Origin of the sequence: Conexibacter sp. CPCC 206217 (genome assembly GCF_030646165.1) — a bacterium.
Taxonomy (GTDB): domain Bacteria; phylum Actinomycetota; class Thermoleophilia; order Solirubrobacterales; family Solirubrobacteraceae; genus Conexibacter.
On the sequence record NZ_JAUTDO010000004.1, the window covers coordinates 564,416 to 586,742 of the forward strand.

Below are 22,327 nucleotides of genomic sequence, written 5' to 3' on the forward strand. Positions count from 1 at the left end.
TCACGCCGTCGGGAACGCTCGCCTGGCGGCTCGCCTTCCCGCGCCAGGGGTCGTCCGTGAGCGCGTCGGCGCACATCCCTCGCGCCTATCTCCTGGACGCGCTCGGCACCCTGCTGGAGCTGGAGCCGCCGGTGCAGCCGCTGCGCCGCGAGCTGCGCGAGCGGTTCGGGCTGGAGCTGAGCGCGGAGCAGGCGTACGCCGCTATGAAGGCCGAGATCGGCTGGTATCGCGCCAACCACGACAGCGCGCGCGACCGCGCCTCGCTCGCCGTCCTGCGCCGCGACGCCGCGGCCGCGCTGCGCGACGCGCTGCCGCCCGCGGCCGCGCGGATCGAGCTGGAGCCGCTGACGGAGGCGCTGCTGGCCGCGCTGCGCTTCCGCCCGTTCCCCGAGGTGCCCGGCGTGCTGCGCGCCGCGCGCGCCGCCGGCATCCGGCTGGTCGTCGTCTCCAACTGGGACGTCTCGCTGCACGACGCGCTCGCGCAGACCGGCCTCGCGCCGCTGCTGGACGGCGTGCTGACCTCCGCCGAGGTCGGCAGCGCCAAGCCCGCCCGGGAGATCTTCGACCGTGCGCTGGCACTCGCCGGCGTCGAGGCGGGCGCCGCGCTGCACGTCGGCGACGACGTCGCGGCGGACGTCGAGGGCGCACGCGCGGCGGGGATCGACGTGCGGCTGGTGCTGCGCGACGGCGCGTCCGCGCCCGCCGGGATCACGACGATCCGCTCGCTGCGCGAGCTGCCGGGCGTCGGCGCTGCGTAATCTCTGAAGCCGTGAGCAGCAGCGCCCCGCCCCCTCGCTTCGTCGCGCCGCCGCCGCGCCCGCTCGCCGACCCCGAGCGCGAGACCGCGTGGCGCCCGTGGATGGCGCCGTCCGCGCTGATCGGCGGCTTCCTCGCCGCCTTCATGGGCCAGCTGATCATCGCGGCGGTCGGCTCGCTGTTCGGGACGCCGGTCTCCGACCCCTCGCCGGCGGTCAACATCCTCGCGACGCTGTGGCAGGACATCTGCTTCGTCGGCGCGGCGATCTTCTTGGCGCGCTCGGTCGGGCCGGTCTCGCCGGGGCAGTTTGGCCTGCGCAAGACGGACTTCTGGCGCGCCGTCCTGATCGTCGTCGGGACGTTCGTCGCGTTCACGATCCTCAGCGGCCTGTGGTCGCAGCTGATCGGGATCAGAGGCGACGACGAGCTGCCCGACTCGCTCGGCGTCGACCGCAGCACCTACGCGCTCGTCGCCGTCTGCGTGCTCGTCACCGTCGTCGCGCCGCTGGCGGAGGAGTTCCTCTTCCGCGGCTTCTTCTTCGGCGCGCTGCGCAACTGGCGCGGCGTCTGGCCGGCGGCGATCATCACCGGCGTCGTCTTCGGCGCGATCCATGGCGCCGGGACCGACGCGGAGTTCCTGCCGCTGCTGATGCTGCTCGGTTTCCTGCTGTGTGTCGTGCGGTGGGTGACCAGATCGCTGTTGCCCTGCATCGCCCTGCACGCGGTCAACAACTCGCTCGCGTTCGGCGTCACCGCGGCCGATTGGCAGTGGTGGGCGGTCGTGCTGCTGATCGTCGGCGCGGTCAGCGCCTGCATGCTGATCTGCTGGCCGTTCGTCGGGCGTCGATCTGACCAGGCGATCGGCGCGGCGACGTGACGACGGCCCGCTCATCTAGGATTGCCTGCCTCATGACCGGCCGCACCGCCATTTCCGCCATCGCCGCGTCGCTTGCGATCGCCGCGACACCGGCCGCCGCGTTCGCTCAGGACGCGCCCGCCGAGCCCGTCGTCGATCCCGCCGCTGCTGCGGCGGCCGCCGCGCCCAGCGCAGCGGCGGGCGGTCCCCAGGCCACCACCCCCCCGCCGGCGGGCAGAGAGGCGGCCAGAAGAGGCGCCGCGAGAAGGGTCGCCGTCAAGAGAGCGGCCGGCAGAATCGGCGTCAACCTCGTCGGCGGCGTCTACCACGTCGGTTCCGCAACGCTGACGGTGCCTGGCAGAGACGTTCGGATCAGCGGCCGGATCGTGCCGTACGTCCCGCACCAGAAGGTGCAGGTCAGAGTCTGGCTCGGCAGCAAGCTGGCCAAGAACGTGACCGTCACGCCGAAGCCGACGAAGACGAAGGCGACCGCGACCTTCAGCGCCAGATTCATAGCCGGCAAGACCGGCGACGTCAGAGTCTTCGCGACGCACGCCCAGACGCCCGAGCAGGCGAGACTCGCCTCCAAGGCCGCCGCCGTCACCGTCGTCGACACGAGCGCCGGATTCGGCAGCAGCGGGCCGTTCGTGAGCCTCGTGCAGCAGAAGCTCGCCGCGCTCGGCTACGCGACCTCGACCGGCGGCACCTTCGACGCCGCCCTCGGCCGCGCGCTGGAGGCGTTCCGCAAGGTCAACGGGATGGACCGCACGCAGACGCTCGACGGCGCGATCGTCGACAAGTTGCTGCGGGGCGTCGGCGGCTTCAAGGTCCGCTACCCGCAGCACGGCCGTCACGTCGAGGCCCATCTCGGCCAGCAGGTGCTGGCGCTGATCGAGAACGGCAGAGTCTTCCGCGCGTACACGACCAGCTCCGGCAAGCCGTCGACGCCGACCGTGCTCGGCAACTTCCGCTTCTACTGGAGACAGCCCGGCGTCAACGACAGAGGCATGGTCGACTCGACCTACTTCATCCGTGGCTACGCGATCCACGGCTACCCCGAAGTTCCGACCTACCCCGCCAGCCACGGTTGTCTGCGGGTCCCGATCCCGGTCGCCGCCGACATCTACAACTGGGTGCACATCGGCGATCAGATCGACGTCTACTACTAGGCGCCGGGAACGGGGCGTTCCACGCATGCCGATCGTCGAGGCTCCGTACGGCGTCGAAGAGGCGCGCCGCCGCCTGGTCGCGGCGCTGCGCGCCGAGGCACTGGTGATCGGCGAGGTCGTGCTGACCAGCGGCGCGGTCGCGCAGTACCTCGTCGACGTGAAGCGGGCGATCCTGCTGCCGGAGGGTTTCTTCGCCGCCGGCGTGCTGATCGCCGAACAGGCGCGCGCGCTCGGCGCGACCGCCGTCGGCGGCCTGACGATGGGCGCCGACCCGCTCGCCTGCGCGGCGCTCGCCGGCGGCGCCGACGTGAAGGCCTTCTTCGTCCGCAAGGAGGCGAAGCAGCACGGGCTCAGCCGCCGCATCGAGGGCCCGCTGCTGACCGACGGCGACCGCTGTCTGATCGTCGAGGACGTCGTCACGACCGGCGGCTCGACCGTCAAGGCGATCGAGGCGGTGCGCGCCGAGGGACGCGAGATCTGCGGCGTCGTCGCGATCTGCGACCGCCTCGCCGGCGGCGCGGCTGCGATCGAAGAGGCCGCGCAGGCGCCGTACGTCGCGCTGACGTCGATCGACGAGGTCTATCCGGAGCGGCCAGACAGGGCGGCCGCGTAGCTGCGGCGTCGAGCGCCGGCCGCCGCGGCGCTCAGGCTGGACGTTCCGCGTGCAGCGTGTCGACGACTCGGCCGACGACTCTGCGCGCCGGCGAGCTGGGCGACTGGGCGCTGCGGAAGGCCAGCAGCGTGAAGGTCGCGTCGCCGCGGCGCTGCAGTGCGACGAGCGTGATCGCCTGCTTGACGCCGGTATCGGCGTAGGTGCCGGTTGCCGTCGCCAGCGCGCCCGGGTAGGGCGCCTCCTGCACCTCGCGGGCCGGCGAGGAGCGCAGGCCTCTGTAGCCCCTCAGGCTCTCGATCGCCTCCCTCGCGTACGTGTGCGGCGCGGCGATCTTGCCCGGGTCGCTGCGGTCCGCGCCGACCGCGATCGCGAGCGTGCGATCGCGCGAGCGCAGCACGAGCGTGCCGTCGCTGCGGCGCGATGTCCAGCCGGGCGGCAGCCCGACGCTGAAGCCGGCCTGCGGATCGCGCACACGTCTCCACCCGCGCGGCAGCTGCGGCTCCGGCCCCGCGGGCGCGACCGGCACGTTCGCCGCGGTCGCCGCCGGCGTCGTCGTCGTGATCGTGCGCGTGCCGCCTTCGGCGCCGAGCCCGCCGAACGCCTTCACGGTCGCGACGCCAGCCGCCAGCGCGCAGACGGTCAGCAGCACGACGCGTCGCCCCGTCCGTGACATGTCCCCAGCCTAGAGGCTCGGGCGGAGATCGGCCTCGACCAGCTCCTCCTGCGCCACCTCGCGCGCTGCCGCTCGCACCGCCGTGCGGGCCTCGTCACCGTCGAGCCCGAGCGCGCGCAGCAGGTCGACGGCGGTCGAGCGGACCTGGCCGACGAGCACGCTGACGGACATGTTGCCGGTCCGCTCCAGCACCAGCGTCGCGCGCGCCGCGGCCCGCAGCGCAGCGGCGCGCGGGCCCGCGGAGGTGTCGCCGCCGTGGTCGGAGAGGGCGTCGTCGAAGCCGCGCACGGCGACCGCCAGCTCCTGCAGCGCGAGCGGGATGTCGTCGGGCACGTGGTCGCCGAGCTGCAGCGCGCGCATCGCGCCGCGCGCCAGCACGCGCACGTTGCGCACCGCGTTGTCGAGTTGGGGGTCGGCGTCGGCGTAGTGGGCGACGGCGTCGCGCGTGCGCCAGCGCGGCGGCGCCATCCGCGCGGTCTCGCCGGCGGCGACGACCGCGGTGTGGAACGCGCCGGCCTTCGCGTCGAGCGTGCGCGCCCGTGCGAGCGCCCGCTCGCAGGCGGTCGCGTCGTCGGTCCGCAGCGCGGTCGCGACGTCGTCGAGCGCGCCGGCCAGCTCGTTCAGCAGCGGGCGCACCGTCCGATGCGCGAGCGCGAGCGGGTCGACGGGCAGCAGGATCGCGACCCCGATCGCGACCAGTCCGCCGGTGAACGCGTCGATGATCCGCGCCCAGTAGATCCCCTCCGTCGGCGGCTGCAGCGTCACGACGAGGATCGCGGCGCTGGCCGCCTGCGCGACGAGGATCGGTCCGCCGCCGACGAACACGGCCGCGCCCATCGCCAGCGCGACGACGACCATCAGCTGCAGCGTGCCGACGCCGATGACGGAGATCAGCAGGTCCCCGACGGCGATCCCGATCGTCACGCCGACCATCAGCTCGACGGTGCGGCGGCCGCGTTCGACATAGCTGGCGCCGAGGCAGATGATCGCCGAGATCGGCGCGAAGAACGGCCGCGCGTGGCCGAACACCTCGGTCGCGATCAGCCACGCGGCGCCGGCCGCGAGCGTCGCCTGCAGGATCGGCAGCCCGGCGCGGCGCAGATCGCCGAGACGGCTGCGCAGCCGCATCCGTCTGCGCGTCGATTCGAGCACGCTGACAGCATGCCCTCCAACGGGCTCGCGCGTCGCCCGGGGCATCGGCGCGGTCTGCTTGATCGCCGTCGATGCCCCGGGCAGGAGTCGAACCTGCGACCTACTCCTTAGGAGGGAGTCGCTCTATCCAGCTGAGCTACCGGGGCGCGTGGCACAGCGTAATGGTTCATGTATACGCCGTGAGCCTGTGCTATGTCACGGTTCAAGACAGGAGTTGCACACTCATAGGCGAACTTCGAACGGTTCGAATGTCGGCGATCGATCGTGCAACTGACGCGCTGCAAACACCTGCGGGGGGACCCACAAGGTGAGCGTAGGCACGCCAGGTTTTCTGCAAGGGCAGCCGGCCGAGTTCCCCCTCGACGGCGCCGGCGGCGACCATGCGCGCTCGCCGGCGCAGCTCTTCTGGCAGCGCCTGCGCCGTGACCGCGTCGCGCTCGCGGCGCTCGTCGTGATCGTTCTGCTGGTGCTCGTCGCGCTGCTCGCGCCGCTGGTCGTGAGACTGTTCGGCGCGCCTGGACCCAACGCGCGCGACCGCGACGCGCTCGACGCCTTCGGCGCGCCCGCCGGCCCCAGTTCCGAGCATCTCTTCGGCGTCGACGACTTCGGTCGCGACGTCTTCTCGCGCACCGTCTACGGCGCCCGCGTCTCGCTCTTCGTCGGGCTCGCAGGCACCGCGATCGCCGTCGTCATCGGGGTTGCGCTCGGTCTCGTCGCCGGCTGGTACCGCGGCTGGGTCGACACCGCGCTGGCCGGGCTGACCGACGTGATGCTGGCCTTCCCGGTGCTGCTGCTCGGGCTCGGGATCGCCTCCGCCTGCACGCTCGGCGACGGGTGCGCGGGCGGCCTCGTCCAGCCCGGGCTGCGGACGGTCCTGCTGGTCGTCGCGATCATCGGCTGGACGGTCGTCGCGCGTGTCGTGCGCGGGCAGGTGCTGTCGTTGCGCGAGCGCGAGTTCGTCGACGCCGCGCGCGCCGCGGGCGCCTCCGATCGTGTCGTCTTGCTGCGCGAGATCCTCCCGAACCTGACGCCCACGATCATTGTCTACTCAAGTCTGATGATCCCGCAGACGATCTTGTTCGAGGCGGCGCTGTCCTTCCTGGGAGTGGGAGTGTCACCGTCGACCGCGAGCTGGGGCTCGATGATCGCTGACGCAGCACCGAACTTCGATACGCAATGGTGGTACATGCTGTTCCCAGGGTTGGCACTGCTTGTCACTGTGCTGGCGTTCAACCTGTTGGGTGACGGTGTGCAAGACGCACTCGACCCGACGACCAACCGGTGAGACTTCTCCCTGATCCGATGATGAAAGGACCGACAATGCCGCGAAACGCCGTGCGGGCGCTCCTCGCGGGCCTCCTCTGCCTGTCCCTCGCCGCCCTCCTCACCGCGTGTGGTGACAGCGGCAACGACAACGGCGGTGACAGCAGGGGAGCCGACGCGACCGCGAAAGCGGACGACGGCGCCAGCGGGAGAAGAGGCGGCGTCCTGAGAATCGTCAGCGAGGAGGACGTGCAGCAGCCGCTGGAGTCCGGCGCCGCCTATTCCAGCGGCGCGCTCAACGTGCTCGCCGGCACCGTTCGCCCGCTCTACCGCTACGACCCGGACGACCCGACCGACGCCGTGCCGGACCTCGCCGCCGGCCCGCCGCAGATTTCACCTGACGGCAGAACGCTCACGGTGAGAATTCGCAGCGGGGTGAGATACAGCCCGCCGGTGAATCGTGAGGTGACGTCGAGAGACGTCAAGTACGCGGTCGAGCGTGGCTTCAACCCCGCCGTCGGCAACGGCTATGCGGGCACCTGGTACGGCGCCGTCGTCGGCGCCGACAGAGCCTCGGGCGGCCCGCTCGCCGGCATCACGACGCCCGACGACCAGACGATCGTCTTCAGACTCACGCGGCCGACCGCCGGCCTGCTCGCGCAGGCGATGATCCTGCCGCTGTCGGCGCCGGTGCCGCCGGAGTACGCGCGCAGATACGACGACAAGAGAGAGGGCCAGGTCTCCAACTACGCCGCGCACCAGGTCGCGACCGGCCCGTACATGTTCGACGCGGACGCCGACGGCAGAGTCCAGGGTGTCGGCATCGTGCCGGGCCGCAGACTCGTGCTGAAGCGCAACCCGAACTGGGATCCGGCGACCGACGACCGCCCCGCCTACCTCGACGGGATCGAGTGGTCGATCGGCAACGACCCGAACGTCGCCGGCCGCCAGGTGCTCGAGGGTGAGGACATGACGCTCGGCGACACGCCGACCGCGGCGATCCTCAAGCGCGCCGTCCAGCGCTACCCCGACCAGATCTTCTTCAGCCCCGGCGCCGGCTCGCGGTACGCGGCGCTCAACACGCAGATCCCGCCGTTCGACGACGCGAACCTGCGCAAGGCCGTCGCCGCGCAGCTGGACCGCGACCAGATGCGGCTCGTGCGCGGCGGCGAGGTGCTGGGTCCGATCGCGACGCACTTCCTCTACCCCGGCGTCGCCGGCTTCGAGGAGGCGGGCGGCCTGAGAGGGCCGGGCGTCGACTTCCTCGCCAGCCCCGCGGGCAACCCCGCGGTGGCGAGAAGATACATGGCGGCCGCCGGCTATCCGGATGGCAGATACACGGGCGACGAGACGGTCAGCGTCGTCGGCGACTCCGGCGACCCGTCCGACAAGGACGCGCAGCTCGTCGACGAGGCGCTGCGCGAGCTGGGCTTCAGAACGAAGCTGCAGCTGGTCGACTCCGGCACGATGTACGAGAGATTCTGCACGGTGCCGAAGGCGAGAGTGAACGTCTGCCCGAACCTCGGCTGGCAGCGCGACTTCGCCGATCCGCAGACGGTCCTCGACGGTGCCTTCAACGGCGCCGCGATCATCCCGAACGGCAACTCGAACTGGCCGCAGCTCAACGATCCGAGAATCAACGCGGCGATGGCGAGAGCGGAATTGCTCGTCGACAAGCAGGAACGTGCCGACGCGTGGGCGAAGATCGACGAGATGATCACCAAGACGGGTGCGGCGATCCCCTGGCTGTGGGACAGCCAGCCGATCGTCTCGTCGGAGGACGTGCGCTGCGCCAACCAGCTGTGGAACCAGGGGCACTGCGACTTCGCCTACAGCTCGCTGAGATAGGCGGGCCGTCACGGCGCGCCCCGCGCGGGGCGCGCCGGCGATGATCCGCTACCTGCTGCGGCGGCTGCTGTGGGCCGCGTTCGTGCTCGTCTGCGTCTGCGCGCTCACGTTCGTGCTGTTCTTCCTGCTGCCGTCGGGCGACCCGGCGGTGCTGCGCGCGGGTAGAGACGCGTCGCCGGAGACGCTCGCGCAGATCCGCACCCAGCTCGGCCTCGACGACCCCGTCTACGTCCAGTTCTGGACGTACCTGAAGGGCGTCGTGCTGCACTTCGACCTCGGCTACAGCTACTTCAGCGGGGCGTCGGTCTCCTCGCTGCTGCTGGACCGGCTGCCGGCGACGATCTCGCTCGCGCTCGGGGCGGCGCTGCTGTGGCTGGCGATCGCGACGCCGATCGGGATCGTCTCGGCATTGCATCGGCGCACGTGGGTCGACCGCGTCTTCATGGGCGGCGCGCTGATCGCGATCTCGGCGCCCGTCTACTGGGTCGGCCTGATCGTGCTCTACCTGTTCGCCGACGACATCGGCCGCTTCCCGCTGCTGCCCGGCGCCGACTCCTACGTCGGGCTGACCGACGATCCCGGCGCGTGGTTCGGCTCGATGCTGCTGCCGTGGCTGGTGCTGGCGGGCTCGTTCGCGGGCATCTACGCGCGGATGCTGCGCACGAGCCTGATCGAGACGATGGGCCGCGACTTCATCCGCACGGCGCGCGCGAAGGGGATCTCGGAGCGCCGCGTCGTGCTGCGCCACGGCGTGCGCGTCGCGATCACGCCGGTCGTGACGCTGCTCGGCGTCGACCTCGGCGTGCTGCTGGGCGGCGCGATCCTGACCGAGCGCGTCTTCAACATCCCCGGCATCGGCGGGCTCAGCCTCGACGCGATCAGATACGCCGACTTCCCCGTGATCCAGGGGACGGTGCTGCTGGCCGCGCTCTTCGTCGTGCTCGCGAACCTCGTCGTCGACGTCGTCTACGCGTTCCTGGACCCGCGCGTGCGCTACGGCTGACTACTCGGCGTCGGCATCCTCGTCTTCGTCGTCCTCGACGTAGAGCGACTCGCGCGCAAGCTCCTCGCCGGTCGCGGAGAACAGCTTCACGTCGAGGAAGTCGGAGCGGTACGCGTCGGGCGCGATGAGCGTGAAGCGGTAGTCGACCAGCTCGCACTGGTCGACCGCCAGGTCGGCCAGCTCGGCGGTCACGATCGCGCCGTTCTTGACGAGCGGGATGCCCCAGATCAGCGTCATGTCGGCGCTTCTGCCGTTGTGCCCGCGCCAGCGCCCGACGACCTCCTCGTTGAGGTCGATCTGCCAGTCGGGGTTGGCGTCCGCGGTCTCGCTCGTGAAGTCGGCGTGCGCGGCGAAGTTCTCCGGCGCGCCGCCGGGACCGTCGCCGAAGGAGACGTAGCCGAACAGCTCGAAGCCGTTGGCGGTGCGCGCGGTGGCCGGCACGTAGGTGCGCCCGCCGTAGCTGCGGTCGGGGAACCAGACGACCTCGCCGGTCTCGCCGAGCTCCTCCTCGCCCGGATCGATCGCCGCGACGGCCTCGAGGAACCAGCTGCGCAGCGTGTCGGCCCAGCGGCCGTAGGGGAGCGTCTCCTGGGGCGGCTCGGCCGCGAAGCGGATGACGTAGCGATCGGTCGGCGGCATGGTCGCGCAGCCTACTGCGCCGCGCCGCCATTCGGTCTCGCGGGCTGCGCCGCCGCCGTCGGCGCGGCCACCTCCAGCAGCAGCGTGACCGGCCCGTCGCCGACCGACTCGACCTCCATGTGGGCGCCGAAGACGCCGCGCTGCGCGTTCAGGCGCGCGCAGACGCGCTCGTACAGCGGCTGCGCCAGCTCCGGCCGCGCCGCCGCGACGTAGCTCGGGCGCGTGCCCTTGCGCGTGTCGCCGTAGAGCGTGAACTGGCTGACGCAGAGGACCGCGCGATCGGGCCCCAGCGGCTCGTTCATGCGGCCGTCGGCGTCGGGGAAGACGCGCAGCGCCACCAGCTTGTCGGCGAGCCGGTCGGCCTCGCGCTCGCCGTCGCCGTGCGTGACGCCCAGCAGCACGAGCAGACCCGCGCCGATCTGCGCGACGGTCGCGCCGTCGACGCGCACGCTCGCGCGGGAGACGCGTTGGACGAGGGCTCGCAACGCCTACGCCTCGCGCAGCTCGGCGGCGGCCTGCTCCGGCGCGACGATGTTCATGTTCAGCCCGGTGCCCAGCTCCAGCCCGGCGACGTGCGTCAGGCGCGGCAGCACGTCGATCCGCCAGCAGAAGTGGTCGGCGCCGCTGGGCGCCGTGCGGACCCACAGGTTCAGCGGCGGGTTGGCGCCGAGGCGGCGGCCGAGGCGGCCGAGCACGTCGTGCAGCAGCGCGGCGCCGGTCGGGCCGTCGTGCTCGAAGTGCGTGCGGGCGCGCCGCGGGACGATCGTCAGCTGGTAGGGCAGGCGACTCGCGTACGGCGCGATCGCGACCGCCTCGTCGTCGATCGCGACGATCCGCTCGCGCCGGCGCACCTCCTCCTGCAGCAGGTCGGCGAGCAGGTTGCCGCCCATCGTGCGCACGGCGTAGGCGCCGAAGCGCTCGCGCTCGCGCGCGACGCCCGCCGGCACGAAGTCGAGCGCATACAGCTGCGCGTGCGTGTGCGGCAGCGACGCGCCGGCCTCGGGGCGTTCGTTGACGATCAGGTGCGTGTAGGCCGACTGCGGCGCGTGCACCCGCATCCGCTGGCGCCAGACGTCCATCGCGGTCGCGACCTGCGCGGGCGTCAGGTCGGCGAGCGCCGTGACCGATTGCGGCGCGTTGACGATCACCTCGTGCGCGCCGCGTGCCGGCGCGGCCGTGAAGAGGTCGCGGTTGGCCTCCGGCTCCGGCTCCGGCGCGTCGGCCGTCAGCGCCGGGTAGAGGTTCGGCACGACCCGCACCGTCCAGCCGGGCCTGTCGGGCTGCGGCGGCTCCTGTCCCGGGCGCAGCGCGTACAGCTCCGGCGGCGTCTGCTGCTCGTTGCCCTCCGCGAACGGGTCGCTGGCAGGGTCCAGCGGCGCGGCGGGGGACGCGCTGAGCGCCGCGCCCGGCCGGCTCGCGCGCTCCGCCGCGACGATCGTGCGCAGGCCGGTGAGCGGGTCGACGCGGATCTCAGGCAAAGCGCTTCTCCATCGCTATGTGCTCGATGCTGGCTTCGGTGAAGACCCTGCCGTGCGGCTCGTAGCCGTTGGCGAGGTAGAGGTCGCGCGCGTAGGTCTGCGCGTGCAGCACGATCCGCCGCGAGCCGGCGTCGAGCGCCTCCGCGTCGGCGGCCAGCAGCAGGCGCGTCGCGAGCCCGTGACGGCGTGCGCTCTGCTCGACCGCGAGGCGGCTGAACTGGACCGTGCGATCGACGAACAGCAGCCGGCAGGTGCCGACCACGACGCCGTCCTGCACGGCGACGAGGTGGACGGCCTCGGGATCGCGGCCGTCGATCTCCTCGCGCTTGGGGACGCCCTGCTCGACGCAGAAGACGCGATCGCGGATCGCCAGCGCCGCGTCCATCTCGGCGCGGTTGGCGACACGGCGGATCTCGACGGTCACACGCAGCTCCTTCGTCCGGAAGACCGAGCCCCCTGGGCGAGATCTTCCAGTGGAAAGCAAGCCCTTTGAGCGCAGCTTTTCACGGGTTGGGGGTCGCCCCGGCGTAGCGCTGCAGGTCAGCCTCGAGCGCCTTGTCGTCGCGGTACGGGCCCTGGTGGGCGTACGCTCTCTCGCCGTCTCTGTCGAAGTAGACGGTCGTCGGCAGGCCGACGGTCGCGCCGACCGAGCGCGCGATCTTCGAGTCCGGGTCGAGGAAGCTCGGGTACGAGACCCAGTGGTCTCTGAGCCAGTCTCTCGCGTCGCCGACCGGATCGGTCACGTCGAGCCCGACGAACGCGACCCCGGAGCCGTATCTGACCGCGACGCGCTGGAAGACCGGGAACTCCTCCTTGCACGGGCCGCACCACGAGCCCCACGCGTTGACGACGACCGGGTAGCCCCTCAGCTCGGCCAGCCGTCTTCTGAAGGCGTCCGTGCCGCCGGGCAGCAGCTCGCTCGCCTGCTCGTGCAGCGCGCGCAGCTGCGGGGGCGCGCCGCGCAGCGCGGCTCTCGCCTCCGAAGGTGTCGGCACGGACCCCGAGTCGGCGTCGCTGCCGCCGCAGCCCGCCATCGATGCCGCCGCCAACGTGCAGCATGCGATCAGGACGGCGAGGGGGCGCATCGGGAAAAGCTTGGCACATCGGCCGATCCGCAGCCCCTATCTGCTTCAATACGGATATCCTGCTGTGTTGCACGGGGGGAGCACTGCGAGGGACCCCCTCCGTGCCCGGCTGATGCCGGTCCTCTGAGTCGCCGAAAGCTTCACCGCGGCTCATCCCTGATCTCAGAGGCAACGTTCAACTTGAGGCACCGCCTTACGCCGTTTGATGGCTGAATCAACGTTCCTTCCTGACGCCCACTCGATCGCGAGTGCTGAGCGCTTCACGCGTGAGCGCTTCGTGCACGATGGCGAAGAGCCCGCTGACGCGCTCGTCCCCGGCAGCGCCCGTCGGCGCGCGCTCGACGCTGCGCTGGCCGAGATCGCCGCCGGCCTGAGGGTTCCCTCGATCGCCTGGCGGCGCGAGTACTCGCTGCTGGTCGGCCTCGAGCGGCTGCTCAGCGAGGAGGAGGCGCGCCTCGCCGACGGCACGCTGCTGAACCCGCACCAGGTCGACGCGCTCTCCGGCACGTTGACCGCCCTGATGGCCGAAGTTCAGCGCACCGGCAACGGGTCCAACGGGAACGGCAACGGCCACGCGGCCGCGCCGGAGGAGCCGGTCCAGCTCGCCTCCGCCGCGATCCCCGGCGAGGAGGACCTCGACCTCGAGCTCGACGACGAGGACGGCGGCGAGCCCGACGAGGAGCCGCAGGACTGGCAGGACGACCAGGGCGGCGAGGACGACGAGGTCCAGCTCGCCGAGCAGCCCGAGGATCCCAACGCCGCCCGGCGCTTCTGGTTCGAGCACGCGACCGGCGCCGGCAAGACCGTCGCCGCGCTCGGCTTCGTCGAGGCGTCGCGCAGCGGCGGCGTGCTGATCCTGACCCATCGCCGCAACCTCGTCGACCAGTTCCACGGCGAGCTGAGGGACCGCGGCTACGCGAACCGCATATCGGCGCCGCTGCTGGCCGGGCAGGACAGCCCGAGAGGGCCGGTCACGGTCGAGACCTACCAGTGGTTCGTCCGCAACGCCGGCAGAATCTCGGACGCCTACACGATCGTCATCTGCGACGAGGCGCACACCGCGCTGGGCGAGAAGACGAGCGGCTCGATCCGCAGATGGGCCGGGCCGGTCTTCGTCGGCATGACCGCGACGGGCGCGCTGATCGCGCGCCATGTCACCGACCTGTTCCCGACGCAGACGTCGCGCTTCGACCTTGCGCAGGCCGCCCGCCGCGGCGTCATCTCGCCGCTGCGCTGCATTCGCATCCCGCCCGGCCCGGGCGTCCGCACGATCGCGAAGGTGCCGCTGCGCCGCGGCGAGGTCGACACCGAGTTCGACCAGGAGATGCTGGCCGAGCTGCTCGATCAGCTGCCCTTCAACCTCGCGATCGCGGACCTCTACAAGACGCGCTTCAACGGCGTCCCGGGCGTCGTCTACACGGCCGGCGTGCGCCACGCCTACAACGTCGCGCAGGCCTTCCGCGACGTCGGCATGAAGGCGCAGGCCGTCTCCGGCGAGACGCCCAAGCGCGAGTTGGCGCGGATCCTGGCCGACTACGAGCGCGGTCAGATCGACGTGCTGATCAACGCGCAGCTGCTCGCCGAGGGGTGGAACTCGCCGCGCGCAACGGTCTGCATGCACCTCGCGCCGACCGCCTCCAAGCGGATCTACCAGCAGCGCGTCGGCCGCGTCACGCGTCGCCATCCCGGCAAGGAAGCCGGCATCGTGATCGACTTCGTCCACCCCGCGACGAAGAACGACGAGTCGGTCATCACGCTGCACTCGCTGCTGGACCGCGACGTCTACCGCGGCGGCGCGATCGTCGTCGGGCCCGTCCGCCGCGGCCGCGGCCGGCGCGTGCGCGTCGAGCGTCGCGTGCTGCCCGTGACGCCTGATCCGGAGAGACGTGCCGAGGTCTTCGAGCGCGAGCTGTGGCGGATCGCGGTCGACCACCTCGACTACGGCGAGCAGCACGTCTGGTCCGCGCTCGCCGGCGCGCGCGTCGCGCCGAACGGCTGGCGGCGCGCGAAGGCGATGCTGCACTTCGATCGCCAGGGCGACCTCAAGCGCCGCTTCCTGATCACCGCGGTCGAGCGCAACCGCAACGCGCAGCTGCGCCTGCGGGCCCTGCAGGAGATCGCCGCCGCGAGGGATGCGGAGGCGTTCGACCAGGCGATCGACCTGATGGGCACCTGGCCGCGCGACGAGCGCCGCGAGGGCGTCAAGATCATGCTGCAGGCGCTCGCCGAGAAGAGGATTGGCCGTAGGGACCAAGCGAACGCATGGATCTGGCGGATGGCGGAGTACACGCGCGAGGTGCACGAGGAGTACGCCGTGCAGCGCTGGCCCGAGACGAAGCGCCTGCTCGGCCTGCTCGTGAACTCCTCCGGCGGCGCGCACGCGCGCAACGCGCGCCGGCTCGTGCACGCCTCGAGGAGACAGGACAGGCGCCTGTCGGCCGCATTGCTGGCCGCCGCGCTCGCCCACACGCCCGAGGCCGAGGAGGCATTGCGCGGCGCCCGCACGAGGCTGGCCCGCAAGCCGTCCGCACTCGCCCGTGAACTGCTGAGGAATTTCCCGAGAGGCAGGCGCTCCCGCGGCGCGCGCCGCCGCCGCAAGGGCGGCAAGGAGGTGCTCGCGCCGGAGGAGACGCTGGCGGCGACCGGCGTCGCGACCGACGACGGGCTCGATCACGACTTCGACGGCGACGGGCCGGACACGGCGGTGCTGGACGAGGCGCTCGGCGACGGCGCCGAGGCGGCGGTCGTCGGTTCCGGCTCTGGGTCCGGTTCCGGCGCGGGCTCCGCGCGCTCCAGACGCGGCTCGCGCAGACGCCGCGGCTCGCGCGGTCGCAGAGGCGGCGGCAACGGACAGCCGGAGGGCGGCGGCGACGGGCAGTCGCAGTCACAGGACGGCGGGAACGGCCGATCCGAGCGCGGCGGCGACGGGCAGCCGCGCGGTGGCGGGCGCGGCCAGTCCGACGGCAGCGGCGACGAGCGACCCGAGAACGGCGGCGACGGCCAGCGCGAGCGCAGCGGCGGACGGTCCGAGCGGACCAGCGACCGACGGCGCGGGAGCGGCCGTCCGGCGGCGGGCGGCGACGCGGCTCGCGACGAGCGGCGCGAGCGCGAGCCCGTCGCCGAACGTGCGCCGGACCCCGTGGCCGAGCCTGCCGAGCAGCATGTGCAGGAGGACGCGGCCGTCCCGGCCGCGAGAAGAGCGCGCAGACGTCGCGTGAGCAGAAGAACCGAGATAGCAGCGGTCGCGCCGGTCGACGGCGGCAGCGTGCCGGCGGTCGAGACGCAGCCGGCGGCTGACGGGCGCCCTGCGGCCGAGCGTGCCGCGTCGCCCGAGCCGCGTCGCGAGGAGGCGCCGGCCGCGGCTGCCGCCAACCGGCGGCGCGCGGCCGAGCCGGTTGCGCCGGCCGAGTCGCGTGCCGACGTGTCGGCCCCGCGCGCGGATGACGCCGCACCGCTGCCGACGGCCGCCACGATCGCCAGAAGAACCGTGCGGGCCAGAAGAGCGGCCGCGAGAAGAGCGACCGGCGGATCCGCGACCGCGGCGAGAAGAGCCGCTCCGCGTTCGCGCAGAGCGGCGGCGCCGAGCGACCAGCTGCAGCTGGTGCCGCCCGTCGTCGACGAGCTGCAGAGACCGCGCGGCAGGCGGACCACGACCGCGCCCGGGATCCTCGACGCGGTCACCGCAGCGGCCGAGGCCGTGCGCGCGGCGGCCGGCGAGAACGGCACGAGTGCGAGAAGAGCCGCTGCCAGAGCGAGACGACCCGCGGTGAGAGCGAGCAGAGCGGCGAGACCTGCGGCTGCGAGAAGAGCGGCGTCCGCGAGCGGCGCGGCGGTGACCGCCGCTGCCAACGTCGTCGCGAGACTCAGAAGATCTCCGGTCGCGAGAAGACCTGCCGCGAGAGCGGTCGCCGGCAGAGCCGCCGCGACGAGAAGACCGGCGGCGAGAGCGGCCCGCGCGGCCAGAGCCGCCAGAGCCCCCGCCGCAAGAACCGCCAGAGCGCCGGCCGCCAGAAGAGCAGCGGCGAGAGCGAGAAGAGCGCCCGCGGCGAGAGCCAGAAGAGCCGCGAGAAGACGCGCCGCGGTCGCCGCCGCGGACGAGTAGACCGCGCTACTCGGGGAGCGCGCCGAGGTGGATTTCGCCGGCGTCGAGCAGGTGCTCGCGGCCGGCGTCGTCGCGCACGCGCAGACGGCCGTCGTCGGCGATGCCCGCGGCGGTGCCTTGGTTGCCGTCCCAACTGATCGTGCGGCCTTCGAGCGCGTCGCGCTCGCGGTAGGCGTCGAGCAGCTCGGCGGGCTCGGTCGCGAGCCAGCGCTCCAGACGTTCCAGCAGCAGCTCCAGCGCCCGCTCGACGTCGGCGGGCGCGCGGCCGAGCGTCGTGGCGCGGGTGGCCAGCTCGGGCGGGAAGTCGTCCTGCGCGATCGCGACGTTGATGCCCATCCCCAGCACGGCCCAGCCGTCCTGCAGCCGTCCCTCGGCGAGGATGCCGGAGACCTTGCGGCCGTCGAGCAGCACGTCGTTGGGCCACTTGATCGCCGGCGCGCGCCCTGCAACGTCCAGCGCGGCCGCGACGTCGGCGACCGCGAGCGCGGCGGTCAGCGTCAGCAGCGCCGGCGGATCGCGCAGCACGACCGACGCCGCCAGCGCGGTCCCGGCCGGCGTCGACCACGCGCGCCCCTGGCGCCCGCGCCCCGCGGTCTGCTCAGCGGCCGTCACGACGGTGCCGTGCGGCGCTCCCGCTGCCGCCAGCTCCTGCGCCCGCGCGTTCGTCGAGCCGATCGTGCGGTGGTGCAACCGCGGCGTTCCGAGTCTGGTCACGCGGCTCAGTCTGCCGGAACGCCCCGCCGAGCGGCGGCTCGGCGACCCGCCCTCGGCGACCCGCCCTCGGCGACCCGCCCTCGGCGACCCGTCCTCCGCGATCAGCCGATTCTCGTCACCAGCAGCGCCGCGCCGGTCTGTCCGCCGGCCTCAGCTCGCCGCGTCCGCCAGCAGCGCCGCGACGACGCCGTCGACGTCGTGCTCGCTCGCCTCGACGTGCGGCTCGAGGCCGTGCTCGCGCAGCGTCGCGCTCGTGACCGGGCCGATCGAGACCAGGCGCGTCCGCGGCGAGATCGCGTCCGCTCCGCCGAGTGCGTCGAGGAAGAAGCGAACCGTCGAGGACGACGTGAAGGTGACGTAGTCGGCGGCGCCGGCCGCGGCGCGCTCGCCCGCGTCCAACTGCTCGGCGACGGTCTCGTACAGCTCGACCACGTCGACCTCGGCGCCGCGGGCGCGCAGCGCGTCCGGCAGCACGTCGCGGGCGACACGGGCGCGGGCGACGAGGGCCCGTCTCACCGGCACCCCCGCGAGCGCCTCCACCAACGACTCCGCGACGAATCTCTCGGGCACCACGTCGGCGACGACGCCGTGCTCGCGCAGCGCGCGCGCCGTTCCCGGACCGATCGCGGCGACCGTCGCGCCGGCCAGCGCGCGTGCGTCGCGCCCCCCGGCGGCGAGCCGCTCGAACAGCAGTCGGACGCCGTTGGGCGAGGTCAGGCAGACGAGGTCGTAGCCGCTCGGGTCCAGCGCGACGCCCACGTCGACCGGCACGATCTTGATCGCTGGCGTCTCCAGCGCGACCGCGCCGAGCGCGCGCAGCCGCGTCGCCAGCCCGCTCGCCTGCGCCCGCGCGCGCGTGACGGCGACCGACCGGCCCGCCAGCGGCCGCTCCTCGAACCAGCGCACGCCCTCCTCGCGCAGCGCGGCGACCGACCCGACGAGCGTGATCGACGGCGGTCTGAAGCCCTCCGCGGCGGCGCGCTCGGCGATCGTCGAGAGCGTCGCGACGACCGTCCGCTGATCCGGCAGCGTGCCGCGCTCGATCACGGCCGCCGGCTCGTCGGCGTCGCGGCCGGCGGCGATCAGCCGCTCGGCGATCCGCGGCAGCTGGCCGATCCCCATGTAGAAGACGAGCGTCCCCGGGAACGCCGCCAGCGCCGGCCAGTCGATCGCCGACTCCGGCTTGGCGGGATCCTCGTGGCCGGTGATCAGCGCGACGGCGCTGGCGCGGTCGCGATGCGTGACGGGGATGCCGGCGTAGGCCGGCGCGGCGATCCCAGAGGTGATGCCGGGCACGACCTCGAACGGGATCCCAGCCTCGCGCAGCAGCAGCGCCTCCTCGCCGCCGCGGCCGAAGACGAACGGATCGCCGCCCTTCAGCCGCACGACGCGCTTGCCGGCGCGGCCGTGCTCGACCAGCAGGCGGTCGATCTCCGCCTGCGGCATCGACGGGCCGCGGCCCTCCTTGCCGACGTAGATCAGTTCGGCGTCCGGATGGGCGTGATCGATCAGGCCCGGCGGGATCAGCCGGTCGTAGAGGATCACCTCGGCCTCGACGACCGCCTTGTAGGCACGCCCCGTCAGCAGGTCGATGTCGCCGGGGCCGGCGCCGACCAGGTAGACGCGTCCGGGTGCGCTCACAGCTGGACTCCTTCGGGGGTCGAGGCGGGTGGGGGCGAACCGGCGCCAAGCGCCTCGGCGGCCCGCAGCAGCTCGCCGGCGCCGGCCGCCAGCAGGCGGGTTCCGGCGGCGGCGCCGAACAACTCGGGATCGGCGCCGGATCCGGCGGTCAGCTCGTCGCGCAGCCACTGCGAGCCATCCGGCAGCCCGACGAACGACCGCAGCGTCAACGCGCCGTCGGCGCCCCGCGTCGCATGCGCGCCGAGCGGCGTGTGGCAGCTTGCGCCGAGCGTCCGCACGAGCGCTCGCTCGGCCGTCAGGCAGTCGGTCGCGTCCGGCTCGCCGATCGCGGCCGCCGCGGCACGCGCGACGGAGTCCTCGGCGCGCACCTCCAGCGCCAGCGCTCCCTGGCCGGGCGCGGGGACCAGTTCGTCGAGGACGGCGTCGATCGCGTCGGCGCGGCCGAGCCGCTCCAGCCCCGCGACGGCCAGCACGATCGCGCTCGCCTGGCGCTCGGCGAGCTTGCGCAGGCGCGTGTCGACGTTGCCGCGCAGCGCGACGATGCGCAGGTCGGGCCGCAGCGCGCGCAGCTCGGCGGCGCGCCGCAGGCTGCTGGTGCCGACGACGGCGCCGGGCTCCAGCGCCGCCAGCGACGGCGATCCGCAGAGCGCGTCGCGCGCGTCGGCGCGGCGCGGGACGCCCGCCAGCAGCAGGCCGTCGGGCGGCTCGGCCGGCATGTCCTTGGCGGAGTGCACGGCGACGTCGATCTCGCCCGCCAGCAGCGCGGCCTCCAGCTCCTTGACCCAGCGTGACTTGTCGCCCAGCAGCGCGCCGCGGTCCCCGCTGGTGGTGATCGGGACGACCTCGATCCCAGCCGGCTCGCCGCCGAGCATCGTCGCGACGTGGCGTGCCTGGACCAACGCGAGCGCGCTGCCGCGCGTCCCGACGCGCACGTCAGCCCTGCTGGCGCCGGCTGCGGTGCAGCTCGCGCACCTCGGCCAGCGGCGGCTGCACGGCGAGCGCGCCGTCCTGCTCCTCCTCGAGCCCGAAGAGGTCGCGGATCACCTGCATGCGCAGGTGGATGCGGTCGTCCTCCATGCCCTTCATCCGCAGCGTCGGCTCGTGCAGGATGCGGTTGACGACCGCCTGCGCGAGCGCCTCGACGCGCTCCAGGTCCTTCGGCGAGGCGGACTCCCAGCGGCCGGCGTTCTCGCGCACGATCTGGCGCGCGATCTCCTGCCCGCGCGCGCGCAGCGCGCCGACCGTCGGCAGCACCTCCAGCTGGCCGAGCCACTCGGCGAAGCGCTGGATCTCCTCCTCGACGATCCCCTCGGCGTGCTGCGCCTCGACCTGGCGGACCGATCTGTTGCGCCGCACGACCGCGCTGAGGTCGTCGACGTTGTAGAGCGAGACGCCCGGCACCTCGCGCACCTCCGGCGCGACGTCGCGCGGGACGGCGAGGTCGAGGATCAGCAGCGGCCGTCCGCCGCGCGCCTCCATCACGGCGGCGATCTCGTCGCCGGTCAGGATCGGGTGCGGCGAGGAGGTCGTGCAGATGACGGCGTCGGCGCGCACCAGCTGCGCCGGCAGCTCGTCGAAGCTCATCGCCTGGCCGCCGAAGCGCTGCGCGAGGCTGAGCGCGCGGTCGCGGCGGCGGTTGGCGACGAAGATCGCCTCGACGCCGTGGTCGGCCAGCGCGCGCGCGGCCAGCTCGCTCGTCTCGCCGGCGCCGACCAGCAGCACCTCGCGCCGGTCGAGACCCTCCAGCTGCTCGCTCGCGAGCGCGGCGGCGACGGAGGAGACGCTGAGGCGTCGCTCGCCGATGCGCGTCTCGCTGCGGACGCGCTTGCCGGTCGCGAGCGCGTCGCGGAAGAGGTGGTTGGTCAGCGGCCCGGTCGTCTGCGCCGTGAGCGCCTCGTCGTAGGCGCGCTTGACCTGGCCCTGCACCTCGGCCTCGCCGACGATCATCGACTCGAGGCCGCTGGTGACGCGGTAGAGGTGGCGGGCGGCGTCGCAGTTGCGCAGCGCGTAGATCGAGTTGGCCAGCTCCGTCGGGCGGATCCCGGCCTTGCGCGCCAGCATCGCCAGCACGGCCGACTCGGCCTCGACCGGGTCGCCCGCGACGACGTAGACCTCGGTGCGGTTGCAGGTCGAGACCGCGACGGCCTCCTGCACGTCGCCGACGGCGAGCGTGTCGCGCAGGAACTCGGCCAGCCTGCCGGGCGTCAGCGCCAGCCGCTCGCGCACCGCGACGGGCGCGGTCTTGTGCGAGACGCCTATGGCGAGGACCTCGCTCATGACGCGTCGGCGCCACCGGCGGACGCGAGCGTCGCGCCTGGCGGTTGCGCGGCGGGGCCCGTGGCGGCCGCGGCGGTCGCCGCGCCGACGGACGTCCCGGCCGCGTCGGGTGCCTCGACGTGCCCGCGCTCGCGACGCTCGAGCTCGCTGTTCAGCTCGCTCAGGTCGCGCTCGAGCCGCTGCAGCTTCGTCGCCATGATCCCGACGTAGATCAGCACGATCGCGAAGAAGACGATGAAGGCGGCCGCGACATAGCGTCCCGCCTTGTCATACGGGACCGCCGGCGCGGCGGCGAGCAGGGCGAGCGGGTTCACGGGCGGGCCTCCGGGGCGATCGTCGGCGCAGCGCTGCGGCCGAGTGGTGCGACTGCGTCATCACCGAGCAGGCGGCGTCTGAGCGCGCGCAGCTGCCAGGTGACGTTCTTCTGGGTGATCTCGTACTTCACCAACAGCCAGAACAGCAAACCCATCGCCACGATCGCGACGACGAAGACGAACATCATCTGGCCGGGCAGGCCGCCGTCGGCGGTCGCGAACGTGCGCGGGTGCACGAGGCTGGTCGCCATCCGCACGGCCATGAAGTTGAGCGGCACGAATGCGCCCGCGAGGATCGCGAAGACCGACGCGTAGCGTGCCTGGCGCTCGGGATCCTCGATCGAGAAGCGCAGCGGCTGGTAGGTCGCGTACAGCAGGAAGACGATCAGGAACGAGACCAGCGTCGGCTCGTCCCAGACCCACCAGTGACCCCACGACGCCTTCGCCCAGATCGCGCCGCTCAGCAGCCCGATCACGTTGAAGATCAGCGCGATGTGGATCACCACGTACGACCTCACGTCCCATCTGCCGTCGCCCGTGCGCAGGTGCATCACGGCGAAGATCCCGGCCACCACGTAGGCCACGAGCGTGATGATCGCGACGGGGACGTGGAGGTAGAAGATCTTCTGGATGAAGCCCTGATCAGCGTCGTTCGGGGCGTAGAAGACCACCAGGCAGAACGTTGCGATCAGAGCGGTGAAGGTCGCGAGCGTGAGGACGCGCAGTCCCTTCCCGTACATACGG

Annotated in this window: 21 protein-coding genes and 1 tRNA gene; 8 read left to right on the plus strand and 14 right to left on the minus strand. The window is 73.0% G+C overall.

Annotation, left to right across the window (positions count from 1 at the left end; genetic code table 11):
• Nucleotides 1-56 precede the first annotated feature (56 nt).
• From Q7L65_RS13895 to Q7L65_RS13910, 4 genes are read left to right on the plus strand one after another with little or no spacing between them, the layout of a single operon-like run.
• Nucleotides 57-758, plus strand: a complete 702-nt coding sequence (locus tag Q7L65_RS13895) for an HAD family hydrolase (RefSeq protein WP_304722018.1) — start codon at nucleotides 57-59, stop codon at nucleotides 756-758.
• An 11-nt stretch (nucleotides 759-769) separates the two neighbouring features.
• Nucleotides 770-1,633 (plus strand): CPBP family intramembrane glutamic endopeptidase, encoded by an 864-nt coding sequence (locus Q7L65_RS13900; RefSeq protein ID WP_304722020.1) that lies wholly within the window; start codon nucleotides 770-772, stop codon nucleotides 1,631-1,633.
• 32 nt (nucleotides 1,634-1,665) lie between these two features.
• A complete protein-coding gene (locus Q7L65_RS13905; RefSeq protein ID WP_304722022.1) occupies nucleotides 1,666-2,781 on the plus strand; it encodes a L,D-transpeptidase family protein in 1,116 nt (371 codons plus the stop codon).
• A gap of 25 nt (nucleotides 2,782-2,806) precedes the next feature.
• Nucleotides 2,807-3,394, plus strand: a complete 588-nt coding sequence (locus Q7L65_RS13910) for an orotate phosphoribosyltransferase (protein WP_304722023.1) — start codon at nucleotides 2,807-2,809, stop codon at nucleotides 3,392-3,394.
• A 31-nt stretch (nucleotides 3,395-3,425) separates the two neighbouring features.
• Here Q7L65_RS13910 and Q7L65_RS13915 read toward each other — a convergent pair whose 3' ends face one another.
• The 3 genes from Q7L65_RS13915 to Q7L65_RS13925 form a co-directional block, all read right to left on the minus strand.
• Nucleotides 3,426-4,067: a hypothetical protein gene (locus Q7L65_RS13915; RefSeq protein WP_304722024.1), complete on the minus strand. Its 642-nt coding sequence runs from the start codon at nucleotides 4,065-4,067 to the stop codon at nucleotides 3,426-3,428.
• Between the two features lie 9 nt (nucleotides 4,068-4,076).
• The gene (locus tag Q7L65_RS13920) at nucleotides 4,077-5,219 is read right to left on the minus strand and encodes an aromatic acid exporter family protein (protein ID WP_304722025.1); all 1,143 of its coding nucleotides are present in this window, start codon (nucleotides 5,217-5,219) and stop codon (nucleotides 4,077-4,079) included.
• A 72-nt stretch (nucleotides 5,220-5,291) separates the two neighbouring features.
• Nucleotides 5,292-5,365, minus strand: a tRNA-Arg gene (locus tag Q7L65_RS13925).
• Between the two features lie 161 nt (nucleotides 5,366-5,526).
• Here Q7L65_RS13925 and Q7L65_RS13930 point away from each other — a divergent pair.
• The 3 genes from Q7L65_RS13930 to Q7L65_RS13940 are packed head-to-tail and all read left to right on the plus strand — an operon-like array spanning nucleotide 5,527 to nucleotide 9,333.
• Nucleotides 5,527-6,504, plus strand: coding sequence for an ABC transporter permease (locus Q7L65_RS13930; protein ID WP_304722027.1), 978 nt, complete (start codon nucleotides 5,527-5,529; stop codon nucleotides 6,502-6,504).
• A gap of 35 nt (nucleotides 6,505-6,539) precedes the next feature.
• Complete coding sequence (locus Q7L65_RS13935; RefSeq protein ID WP_304722028.1) at nucleotides 6,540-8,330, plus strand: ABC transporter substrate-binding protein; 1,791 nt, start codon at nucleotides 6,540-6,542, stop codon at nucleotides 8,328-8,330.
• A gap of 40 nt (nucleotides 8,331-8,370) precedes the next feature.
• Nucleotides 8,371-9,333: an ABC transporter permease gene (locus Q7L65_RS13940; RefSeq protein ID WP_304722030.1), complete on the plus strand. Its 963-nt coding sequence runs from the start codon at nucleotides 8,371-8,373 to the stop codon at nucleotides 9,331-9,333.
• On the opposite strand, the gene Q7L65_RS13945 is transcribed toward Q7L65_RS13940, so the two are convergent.
• The 5 genes from Q7L65_RS13945 to Q7L65_RS13965 all read right to left on the minus strand — a co-directional run bounded on the left by Q7L65_RS13945 (nucleotide 9,334) and on the right by Q7L65_RS13965 (nucleotide 12,535).
• Nucleotides 9,334-9,972, minus strand: a complete 639-nt coding sequence (locus Q7L65_RS13945; protein WP_304722031.1) for a hypothetical protein — start codon at nucleotides 9,970-9,972, stop codon at nucleotides 9,334-9,336.
• An 11-nt stretch (nucleotides 9,973-9,983) separates the two neighbouring features.
• Nucleotides 9,984-10,457, minus strand: coding sequence for a D-aminoacyl-tRNA deacylase (gene dtd, locus Q7L65_RS13950; protein WP_304722032.1), 474 nt, complete (start codon nucleotides 10,455-10,457; stop codon nucleotides 9,984-9,986).
• Between the two features lie 3 nt (nucleotides 10,458-10,460).
• Nucleotides 10,461-11,450 (minus strand): DUF4921 family protein, encoded by a 990-nt coding sequence (locus Q7L65_RS13955; RefSeq protein WP_304722034.1) that lies wholly within the window; start codon nucleotides 11,448-11,450, stop codon nucleotides 10,461-10,463.
• Nucleotides 11,443-11,874: a GNAT family N-acetyltransferase gene (locus Q7L65_RS13960; protein ID WP_304722036.1), complete on the minus strand. Its 432-nt coding sequence runs from the start codon at nucleotides 11,872-11,874 to the stop codon at nucleotides 11,443-11,445. The genes Q7L65_RS13955 and Q7L65_RS13960 overlap by 8 nt, the downstream gene beginning before the upstream one ends.
• Before the next feature lie 79 nt (nucleotides 11,875-11,953).
• Nucleotides 11,954-12,535, minus strand: coding sequence for a TlpA disulfide reductase family protein (locus Q7L65_RS13965; protein WP_304722037.1), 582 nt, complete (start codon nucleotides 12,533-12,535; stop codon nucleotides 11,954-11,956).
• Nucleotides 12,536-12,740: 205 nt separating this feature from the next.
• Between Q7L65_RS13965 and Q7L65_RS13970 the strand changes: the two genes are divergently transcribed.
• On the plus strand, nucleotides 12,741-16,637 hold the full coding sequence (locus Q7L65_RS13970; RefSeq protein WP_304722038.1) for a DEAD/DEAH box helicase family protein: 3,897 nt from the start codon (nucleotides 12,741-12,743) through the stop codon (nucleotides 16,635-16,637).
• Nucleotides 16,638-16,643: 6 nt separating this feature from the next.
• On the opposite strand, the gene Q7L65_RS13975 is transcribed toward Q7L65_RS13970, so the two are convergent.
• From Q7L65_RS13975 to Q7L65_RS14000, 6 genes are all read right to left on the minus strand, one after another.
• The gene (locus Q7L65_RS13975) at nucleotides 16,644-17,351 is read right to left on the minus strand and encodes a biotin--[acetyl-CoA-carboxylase] ligase (RefSeq protein ID WP_304722039.1); all 708 of its coding nucleotides are present in this window, start codon (nucleotides 17,349-17,351) and stop codon (nucleotides 16,644-16,646) included.
• A gap of 150 nt (nucleotides 17,352-17,501) precedes the next feature.
• On the minus strand, nucleotides 17,502-18,992 hold the full coding sequence (gene cobA / locus Q7L65_RS13980; RefSeq protein ID WP_304722041.1) for a uroporphyrinogen-III C-methyltransferase: 1,491 nt from the start codon (nucleotides 18,990-18,992) through the stop codon (nucleotides 17,502-17,504).
• On the minus strand, nucleotides 18,989-19,924 hold the full coding sequence (hemC, locus tag Q7L65_RS13985; RefSeq protein WP_304722043.1) for a hydroxymethylbilane synthase: 936 nt from the start codon (nucleotides 19,922-19,924) through the stop codon (nucleotides 18,989-18,991). The genes cobA and hemC overlap by 4 nt, the downstream gene beginning before the upstream one ends.
• Nucleotide 19,925: 1 nt before the next feature.
• Nucleotides 19,926-21,269, minus strand: a complete 1,344-nt coding sequence (gene hemA, locus Q7L65_RS13990) for a glutamyl-tRNA reductase (RefSeq protein WP_304722044.1) — start codon at nucleotides 21,267-21,269, stop codon at nucleotides 19,926-19,928.
• Nucleotides 21,266-21,583 carry a hypothetical protein gene (locus Q7L65_RS13995; RefSeq protein WP_304722045.1) on the minus strand — a complete coding sequence of 106 codons (318 nt, stop codon included), beginning with the start codon at nucleotides 21,581-21,583 and terminating at the stop codon, nucleotides 21,266-21,268. Before Q7L65_RS13995 ends, hemA begins: the two co-directional genes overlap by 4 nt.
• Nucleotides 21,580-22,323, minus strand: coding sequence for a cytochrome c biogenesis protein (locus tag Q7L65_RS14000; protein ID WP_304722046.1), 744 nt, complete (start codon nucleotides 22,321-22,323; stop codon nucleotides 21,580-21,582). The genes Q7L65_RS13995 and Q7L65_RS14000 overlap by 4 nt, the downstream gene beginning before the upstream one ends.
• Between the last annotated feature and the right edge of the window lie 4 nt (nucleotides 22,324-22,327).